The organism is Arthrobacter sp. SO5, from assembly GCF_020532805.1.
Taxonomy (GTDB): Bacteria; Actinomycetota; Actinomycetes; order Actinomycetales; family Micrococcaceae; genus Arthrobacter.
Genome location: NZ_MQTQ01000076.1, coordinates 1 through 8,887, shown reverse-complemented (window position 1 = coordinate 8,887; position 8,887 = coordinate 1). Strand labels below are relative to the sequence as shown.

Genomic DNA, 8,887 nt, shown 5'->3' with positions numbered 1-8,887 from the left:
CCCGAGGCCACCGCTGCCCCAGGCACCCCAGCCGACGTGAACCGCCGGCTCGGCGCTCTGCTGGAGCAGATCGCCCAGGGTGACCAGAGCGCCTTTGCCGAGTTTTACGATCTCACCTCCCGGCGCGTATTCGGTATGGCCCGGCGCGTACTGATCGACGCCGAACTCAGCGAGGACGCTACCCAGGAGGTCTTCCTCCAGGTCTGGCAGAATGCCTCCAAGTTCAACCCCGCTGCCGGCAGCCCGCTCGCGTGGCTCATGACCATCTCCCACCGCCGCGCCGTGGACAAGGTCCGCTCCTCCCAGTCGTCCACCGACCGCGAAGCCAGATACGGCGCCAGCACCCAGGAGATCGACCACGATTCGGTCTCCGATGAGGTCGGCAGCCGGCTCGAGGCAGAAGCTGTGGTCCGCTGCCTGGAAACACTGACGGACACCCAGCAGGAATCCGTGCGGCTTGCTTACTACGGGGGCCTCACGTACCGGGAAGTCGCGGAGAAGCTCAGCGCTGCAGTGCCCACCATCAAGTCCCGCATCCGCGACGGACTGATCCGACTGAAGACCTGTTTGGGGGTGAGTTGAGATGACCGAAATGAATGCGAAGAACAACGGCCGAGTCCCCGGCGGTTTCGCCGCCGATATCGCCACCGACCTCGCCTCGGGCCGCGCCGTTGACCTTGCCGAGGTGTACGCGCTGGACGCCATCGACGACGCCGAACGAGCCGCGATCGAGCAATACATCGCCTCCGCTCTGCAGGCTGAACGAGCGGCGTTCAACGAACGGGTCCGCGAGGCCCGCGAGACGCTCGCCACCAGTTTTGCCGCAGAGGAAGTGCCGCCGGCCGGCCTGCTGGACCGGATCATGGCCACGCTGCCGGCCCAGGCCGCGGGGCCGCTGCCCGGCGCCAACACCGGCCGTCCGGCACCATTGGTTCCGGCCGTCGTGCCCCGGCCGGTCCGGGAGCAATCAGAGCTTCCGGTCGCCGACGAGCTCGGCGCCGCGCGCAAGCGGCGTGAAGAACGACGCCGGCCGCAGGGCATGCGCAACTGGCTCGTCGGCGTCGCCGCCGCAGCCGTCATCGCCCTGGGCGGCGTCGGCGTCGGCGCCTACGTGGCGAATCAAAACGATCCGCTGAACCAGGTGCTCCAGGCCGGGGACGTGCGGCGGGCGACGGTCGACGTCGCCGGCGGTGGCACAGCCACCGTGACCGTCTCCACGTCCAAGGACGCAATCGTCGTCAAGATGAACAACGTCCCGCCTCCGCCCTCCGGCAAGGTCTACCAGATGTGGCTGGTTCCCAAGGACGGCTCGGCACCGGTATCGCAGGGGCTCATGGACGCCGAGGCACTGTCAAAGCCCGCAGTCGTCAAGGGCATCAGCTCCGCTGCGACCCTGGGCATCACGGTGGAACCGGCCGGCGGCTCCACGTCCCCGACCATGCCTGCAGTGGCGACTGCCCCGCTGGGAGCTTAGCGGCCCGACCGGGCCGGACCGGCCGCCCCGGCCCGGCTCGCGGAGCGCCTGCTACCCCTGCTTGGCGCCCGCGGCGTCGAGCATCAGGCGGTCGATGATCTCCTGGGTCTCTTCCGCGGGGCTTGCAGAGGCTGACAGGGTGATGCAGTTTTCGTCGCCGCCGGGTGCCTCTAGTGCCTCGAACTGCGAATCCAGCAGGGCGGGGGGCATGAAATGGCCGTGCCGGGACGCCAGCCGATCCGAAATCCGGTCCTTGCTTCCGTCAAGGAAGACAAACACCACGCCGTCGCCCCGCAGAACGTCGCGGTACCGCTTCTTCAGGGCCGAACACGTGACCACCCCCGGCGTCCCGGCAGCGGTGTGTGCGCGGATCCAGTCGGCGATGGTTTCCAGCCAGGGCCACCGGTCATCATCGTTCAGCGGCTGGCCCGCATGCATCTTCGCCACGTTGGCGGCCGGATGCAGGTCGTCGCCTTCGGCCAGGTCCCAGCCCAGGGTGCCGGCCAGGAGACCGGCCACCGTTGATTTTCCCGATCCCGAGACACCCATGATCACCAGCACAGGGTTCTGCGCAGTCTTCGCCATTAAAGTCTGCCTTCCAAATAAATATGATTTAAACAGAGGCCAGCTTATGGCGGAAGCCGTACCCGGGCAATACTAGAAACCGGCAATCGTCCCGGGGCCGTTGACTGTTACGACGTGGAAGGCTTCGGCGCTGCGTCCGGCCGGCAGGCCGCCGCGCCGGGCGGTCGCCAGCGAGAGGCCGCGGACGGTGCGGTCCATCGCGGCGATGTCTGGATGCTGGCTCGCGTGGATGTGGATCGCGGCGAGTTTGGCATCAATCTGCTCCGTGACGTCAACGAAGTGGTTCTCGCGTTCCTCGGGTCCGGCGAAGAACCAGAGCCACGGCAGCTTGTAGGCTTCCAGCCCGGCCTCGGCCAGTTCCGGGTACGCGAAGGGGTTCTCCAGCGCCGGATACACGGCCCGGGTCACGGCCTCCCCCACCGCCAGATGGTCTGGGTGGCTCTTCTGGATCCGCGTCCAGTTCCGTTCCGGGTGCATCGAGAGCACGACGTCGGGCCGCACCTGCCGGATCAACCGAACCACCTCACGGATCACCTCGTGCGTGGGCTCAAGGTAGCCGTCGCGCTGGTGGAGGTAGTGGATGGCGGTGACTCCCACCAAGGCTGCCGCCCGGCGCTGCTCCTCGTTCCTGAGGCCGATGATTTCGTCCCGCCGTTGGGGGTCGAAGCCGCCAGCGTCGCCGTCGGTCATGATGCAGTAGCTGACCTCGACGCCGGCGGCGGTCCAGGCCGCGATCGTGCCGGCGGCGCCGAAGTCGATGTCGTCGGGGTGCGCGGCGAAACAAAGGACCCGTTCAACCCGGGAGCTGGCCGGATCGAACGGGCTTTGAGCCGGAACGGCGTTGGTGCCCAAGGGATCAGCCCCTGCGCTTCTTGATTTCTTCGGTTGCCTGCGGCAGGACCTTGAAAAGGTCTCCGATGATGCCGAAGTCGGCGATTTCAAAGATGGGCGAGTCGGCGTCCTTGTTGACCGCCACGATCACCTTTGCCGTCTGCATGCCGGATTTTTGCTGGACGGCTCCTGAGATGCCGGCGGAGATGAAAAGCTGCGGCGAGACCGTCTTGCCCGTCTGGCCCACCTGGGCATCGTGGCCGATCCAGCCCGCGTCCGTGGCGGCGCGGGATGCTCCGATAGCGGCGCCCAGCGCATCCGCAAGCTCCTCCACCGGGCCGAAGTTCCCGTCGACGCCACGGCCGCCGGCGACGACGATCCGTGCCTCGGCAAGGTCGGGGCGGCCGCTGGCGGCCTTCTCGTTGCGGGCCGTGATCCTGGCTGACGGCGCGGTCGCCGTCTCCGGCACCTCGACCGTGACGGTTGCCGGCGCAGTGCCGGTGACGGCAGGCTCGGGGGTGATGCTGTTGGATTTGACGGTGAGCACGGATACCGGGGTCGTGGCCTTGGCGGTGGTGGTGTACGAACCTGCCAGCACCGATTTGTGGGCCGTGCCGTCCTGCTCCACACCCACGACGTCGGTGATGACACCGGCGCCGAGCTTGATGCCCAGCCGCGCCGCAATTTCCCTGGCCTCGGCCGAGTTCTCCGTGAGCACGATGGTGGCCCCGGAGGCCTGCACTGCGGCGGCCAGATAGGACGCCTTTGGGCCCACGAGGTAGTCATCAAGGTCCTCCGCCGAGGGGCGGTAGAGCGCCTGGGCGCCGTAGGCCGCCAGGACGGCCGCGACGTCGCCGTGCAGTTCGCCGTTGATGGCCACCGCTGGCTCCCCCAGTGACCGCGCGATAGTGAGCAGCTCGAGGCTGGTCTTCTTCAGGGCGCGGCCGGGATTGTCAATGAATACAAGTACTTTTGCCATGTCGGGATTTCCCTCAGAGGAGTTTCTGGGCGGCCAGGAACTGGACCAGCTGGATGCCGGCGTCGCCGTCGTCGGTGATGATGGTGCCGGCGGTGCGCGGCGGGCGGGGTTCTGCGGTCCCGACGGCGGTCCATGAGCCGGAATGCCCCACCAGCGAGGGGTCGACGCCGATGTCGGCGAGGCTGAGCGTGGTGATCGTCTTCTTCTTGGCGGCCATGATCCCCTTGAAATTGGGGTAGCGCGGCTCGTTGATCTGGTCCGTGACCGAGACGAGGGCAGGCAGTGTGGCCTCGACCGTGTCGGCATGGGAGTCCCCGTCACGGCGCGCGGTGAGTTTGGCGCCGTCGAGCTCCAGTGCGGCCGCGAATGTGACCTGTGGCAGGCCCAGGCGCTCGGCGAGCTGGGCCGGAACCAGCGACGTCTCGCCCTCCGTGGAGGCCATGCCGGTCATGACGAGGTCGGCGGGAGCGTCCGCGCCCAGGTGGCGGATCGCCGCGGCCAGGGCCAGTGACGTCGCCGCGGCATCGGAGCCGGCGAGGGCCTCGTCGCTGAGGTGCACCCCTTCGGTAGCACCGATTTGCAGGGATTTCTTCACGGCGTTGACGGCCCCGGCGGGGCCCATGCTCAGCGCGATCACCTTGTTGCCGGCGGCTTCACCGCCGCGGGCCTCGCTCAGCTGCAGCGCGGCCTCGAGGGCATATTCGTCGAGCTCGGACAGGATGCTTTCAGCACGGTCGGTAGTGTGGCCCGCGCCGGTCAGATGCCGGTCGAACTGAGCGTCAGGGACGTGCTTGACCAGCACGATGATCTTCAGAGTCTCTTCCACTGTGTCTACAGCAGCCTTCCATGCGGGTGGATAGCCAGCCGGGTGGGTCGTGGCCATGGAGCGCCCGGGAGCGCCGGGTTGTTTCTAGCTAACCATATAGCCGGGCCCGCGCGCGGGCGGGTTAAGCCCTGTTCCACGAGGTGCGGCCGGCCCCCGCCGTAAACGGGGAAGCCAGCCGTAAGCCCGGGCGGCTGGTGCCGCCCGGGCTCACGGGTTCTCATCGGACTATCCGCTCCCGAGTTCTGGAACCACTGTTCGGGACCCACTGTTCGGGGCCTACTGTTCGGGGCCTACTGTTCGGCGGCCGCGCCGAGGGTCACGTCCAGTTCCTGCTGCTGGCCGTTCCGGAGGACCGTGACCTTAACGGTGGCGCCAGCGGGCTGCTCCCGCACCGCGGCGGTGAGCTGGTTTGGGTCGCTGATGGTCAACTGCTGGAACTTCATCACGACGTCACCGACCTTGACGCCGGCTTTGTCCGCGGCGGAGCCGGATTCAACGGTGGCGACTTCCGCGCCGACCGAGAATCCGGAGGCGGAGGAGCTCGCAGTCTTGGGCTTCACGCTGACGCCGAACTGGCCGTGCGAGGCTTTGCCGGCGCTGATGATCTCCTGGGCAACGCGCTTGGCATTGTTGATCGGGATGCTGAAGCCGACCCCGATGTTGCCGCTGCTCGTGGCGTCACCCCCGGCCGAGGCAATGGCGACGTTGACGCCGATGATTTCGCCCTTGGTGTTCACCAGCGCGCCGCCGGAGTTGCCCGGGTTGATGGCGGCGTCTGTCTGGATGACGTTGATGGAGATGGATCCCTGGTCCGCGGTGCTCTGGCCCTGTCCGCCGCCGGGAGGGGCGAACTGGAAGCCCTGGCCACCGCCCTGGGAGTTGTCGGCCCCTTCCTTGGGCGCCGCGGAGGAGGCGACGCTGATGGTGCGGTTCAGTGTTGACACGATGCCGTCCGTCACTGTCCCGGTGAGGCCAAGCGGGGAGCCGATCGCGACGGCGGTATCCCCGACGTTCAGCTTGCCCGAGTCACCGAGGGTCGCCGGGATCAGGCCTGAAGGCTTGTCGATCTTGACGACTGCGAGGTCGGAGAGCGGGTCGGTGCCGACGATTGTCGCACTGAAGACCCTTCCGTCGCTCGTGCGGACCTCGATGGCGGCTTTGGCCGCCTTGCCGTCAAGGGTCACGACGTGGGTGTTGGTCAGGACATGGCCCTCGCCGTCGAGGACAATGCCGGAGCCCGTGCCGCCGTCACTGCCGCTGGTGGCCTTGATGGTCACGACGCTCGGGCTGGCCTTGACGGCGGCAGCGGTGATGGCGTTGACGTCATCCTTGTTGTTCACGATGACCGGACCGGCCTGCGTGCTGCTGCTGTACCCCGTCGGGGCCAGGGCCCGGCCCCCCAGGAGCTGGGTGGTCCCTGCAACGACGCCGCCGCCTATCAGCCCGGCCGCGAGGATGCTGGCAACGAGGGTGGGTACGCCGAACGCCGCCTTGCGCTTCGGGGCGTGCGCCGGGTCGGACGCATACGGCGATCCTGCCGGCGGCTGGTTCGCATAGTACGGCCCGTACGGCGGCTGGCCACTCTGACCCTGAGTGTGCTGCGGCTGGCCAAAGGCCGACGGGTAGGGTCCGTGTCCGTAGCCGGCCGGATCGTGGGCCTGACCCTCCCGGGTGCGTTCCTGGGCGCCGTCGAACTGCTCCGTGGGGTGCGTCTGGGCCTGCCGGTCCTCGGGGATGTGGCCGTAGGAGGGCTGGTGCTGCGGGTAAACGGGGCGCGGACCGTCGTCGGCAGCGCGGTCCAACCGAAGGGTCGGGTTCCCGGCCGCGGAGTCGTGCGCCGGGGAGGCCTGCTGGTGCCCGGAAGGGGCCTCTAATGGCTTGGCCTGCTCCTCGTTCAATGGTGATGGCTCCGGTGACGCACCCTGCGCTGGGTTCTCAGTCATAAGACTTCCTTTCATCCTCGTCTGCCATTAACTATGGACGCTGTCACTGATACTTGGGCGGACATTTGCTGGGAGGTTCCTGAGCGCTGTGGCAAGTACCCCCGACCGGAGCGTTTTGAGCCCTTCAGCGCTTTTCGCTGGTGGCATATTCCCGTTGGTGGACTGCCCAGTGGGTGCACCATAGAATCAAATGGAATCGCCACAGCGACCTGCGGCCTTGCACCTGCGTCGGGGCGCTGCTGCATTCTGAGACGACCGGTTCGACCGAACTGGTCGCAGAAGTGCTGAAGGGTTGCACATGCGGTCTAAGTTCAAGCGTTTCCTCGCCATTCTTGGCGTCGCCGGACTGCTGGCGTTTCCCGCCGCTCCTGCCCAGGCCGAAGATCCGTTGGCCATCCCGTCCGGTCAAAACATCGTTGACAGCGGCAACGTGCTCGGCAGCCGCAAGGGCGAGGTCCAGGACGCCATCCAGAAGCTCCTGGAGGACCACAAGTACAACCTCTATGTGGTCACCGCCAAGACCTTCGAAAACCCCTCCGACCCGAAGGGCTGGGCGCAGGCCGTAGCCACGAAGAAGGGCATGGGCAAGGCGGACGTGATCCTCACGATGTCCGATGACGGCAAATACTACTTCTCGCCCAGCTCGGCCAGCGCTATCTACCCGAAGACAAGCAACATCACCCAGAACGCCATTGTGCCCAACCTCGGGGGTGGCAATCGCGACTTTGCCCAGGCTGCCATTGACACTGCCGCTGCCGTCGGCGACGCCGCCGGGGGCGGAAGCGGTTCGGTCACCTCGGGAGCCGGCGCCGGCAGCGCCGTGCTTGTCGGTGCGGGTGTCCTCGCCGCTGGCGGCGCGGGCGCCTACCTCTACTTCCGCAACCGCCGGAAGAAGGCCGCCCAGGGGGCCGGTACGGGCACGGGCCGGCAGGACGTTGAGCCCGACCCGCTCGCCGGGCTGACCGTGGAAGAGCTTCGCCGCAAGTCCGGGTCGCTCCTCATTGAAGCCGATGACGCCATCAAGTCCAGCGAGCAGGAACTCGGGTTCGCCCAGGCGCAGTACGGCGATTCCGCGGTCGGTAACTTCACGAAGGCCCTCCAGGAAGCCAAGACCCACATGTCTGAGTCCTTCAAACTCCAGCAGCAACTCGATGACCACATCCCGGACACGGAGGAGCAGCAGCGGGCCTGGCTTGGCGAAATCATCCGCCGTTCCGAGGCCGCTCTCTCGTCCCTGCAGGAGCAGAAGGCCGACTTCGACTCGCTGAGAGAGCTCGAGAAAAACGCCCCGCAGGCCCTCGCCACCGTCGGCGCCGGTGCCAAGGAGGCCGAGGCCAAGATCGCCAGCGCCGAGAAGTCACTCACGGAGTTGCGCGCCAAGTACGCCGAGAGCGCCCTGGCCCAGGTTGCCGATAACATCAGCCAGGCCAAGGACCGGCTTGCCTTCGTGCAGAACGCCTCCGTCACCGCGCAGGAGAAGCTCGGCGCCGGAGAGAGCAGCCTCGCCGCCGTGGCGGTCCGGGCAGCGGAAGAAAGCCTGCACCAGACCAACGTGCTGATCGATGCGATCACGAAGGTCGCCGGCCACTTGGATGAGGCACGCAGCAGCCTTGAGTCCGCCGTCGTCGACACCTCTCAGGACCTGGCCCAGGCCAGGGCCATGATCCAGTCCGGGGAGCACCGGGAGCTGGCCGGGCCCGTAGCCGCGGTGGAAGCAGCCCTGGCCCGGGTCAAGGCCGAAATCCAGGGCGGCAAGATCGATCCGATCGCCACCCTCGAACGCGTCGAAACGGCGCACCAGTCCCTGGACTCGTCCCTCGCCGGGATCCGTGACAAGCAGGAGCAGGCCCGTCGCGCCCAGGCCTCGCTTCAGCAGAGCATCATGTCCGCCCAGGCGCAGATCAGCGCGACGTCGGATTACATCACCGCCCGCCGCGGCGGCGTCGGCACGGAGGCACGCACCCGCCTCGCGGAGGCACAGCGCAACCTTGACTACGCCCTCTCCATCTCCCGCACGGACCCCGTGACCGCACTGCAGTACGCCCAACAGGCTCACAACCTGGCGGCCCAGGCAGCACAGCAGGCCCAGTCCGACGTTGACCAATTCGGCGGCCACGCCAACCAGGGCTATGGCCGCGGCGGCATGTTCGGCGGCGGCGGCGGCGGCCTGGGCGGCGCCATCCTCGGCGGCATCCTCATCAACTCCATCCTTCACGGCGGAGGCGGCGGCGGCTGGGGCGGCGGAGATT

General features: G+C 67.6%; 8 protein-coding genes. 3 read left to right on the top strand and 5 right to left on the bottom strand.

The genetic code is table 11. The features are described 5' to 3' along the window. A partial coding sequence (gene sigK, locus BJG92_RS14760; protein WP_269462041.1) for an ECF RNA polymerase sigma factor SigK occupies nt 1–582 on the top strand: 582 nt, incomplete at its 5' end. A 1-nt stretch (nt 583) separates the two neighbouring features. Next, nucleotides 584–1,474 carry an anti-sigma factor domain-containing protein gene (locus tag BJG92_RS14755; protein ID WP_232084751.1) on the top strand — a complete coding sequence of 297 codons (891 nt, stop codon included), beginning with the start codon at nt 584–586 and terminating at the stop codon, nt 1,472–1,474. Between the two features lie 51 nt (nt 1,475–1,525). Here BJG92_RS14755 and BJG92_RS14750 read toward each other — a convergent pair whose 3' ends face one another. The 5 genes from BJG92_RS14750 to BJG92_RS14730 all read right to left on the bottom strand — a co-directional run bounded on the left by BJG92_RS14750 (nt 1,526) and on the right by BJG92_RS14730 (nt 6,638). Next, on the bottom strand, nt 1,526–2,059 hold the full coding sequence (locus BJG92_RS14750; protein WP_232084750.1) for a gluconokinase: 534 nt from the start codon (nt 2,057–2,059) through the stop codon (nt 1,526–1,528). 72 nt (nt 2,060–2,131) lie between these two features. Then, a complete protein-coding gene (locus BJG92_RS14745; RefSeq protein WP_232084749.1) occupies nt 2,132–2,911 on the bottom strand; it encodes a PIG-L deacetylase family protein in 780 nt (259 codons plus the stop codon). Nucleotides 2,912–2,915: 4 nt separating this feature from the next. Then, entirely contained in the window at nt 2,916–3,869 is a 954-nt protein-coding gene (locus BJG92_RS14740) for an electron transfer flavoprotein subunit alpha/FixB family protein (RefSeq protein WP_232084748.1), read from the bottom strand. Between the two features lie 13 nt (nt 3,870–3,882). Beyond that, nucleotides 3,883–4,683 (bottom strand): electron transfer flavoprotein subunit beta/FixA family protein, encoded by an 801-nt coding sequence (locus tag BJG92_RS14735; protein WP_232084752.1) that lies wholly within the window; start codon nt 4,681–4,683, stop codon nt 3,883–3,885. Between the two features lie 302 nt (nt 4,684–4,985). Further along, nucleotides 4,986–6,638, bottom strand: coding sequence for a trypsin-like peptidase domain-containing protein (locus BJG92_RS14730; protein WP_232084747.1), 1,653 nt, complete (start codon nt 6,636–6,638; stop codon nt 4,986–4,988). 298 nt (nt 6,639–6,936) lie between these two features. Between BJG92_RS14730 and BJG92_RS14725 the strand changes: the two genes are divergently transcribed. Next, nucleotides 6,937–8,887, top strand: a 1,951-nt coding sequence (locus BJG92_RS14725) for a TPM domain-containing protein (protein WP_232084746.1), incomplete at its 3' end; no start/stop codon positions are given.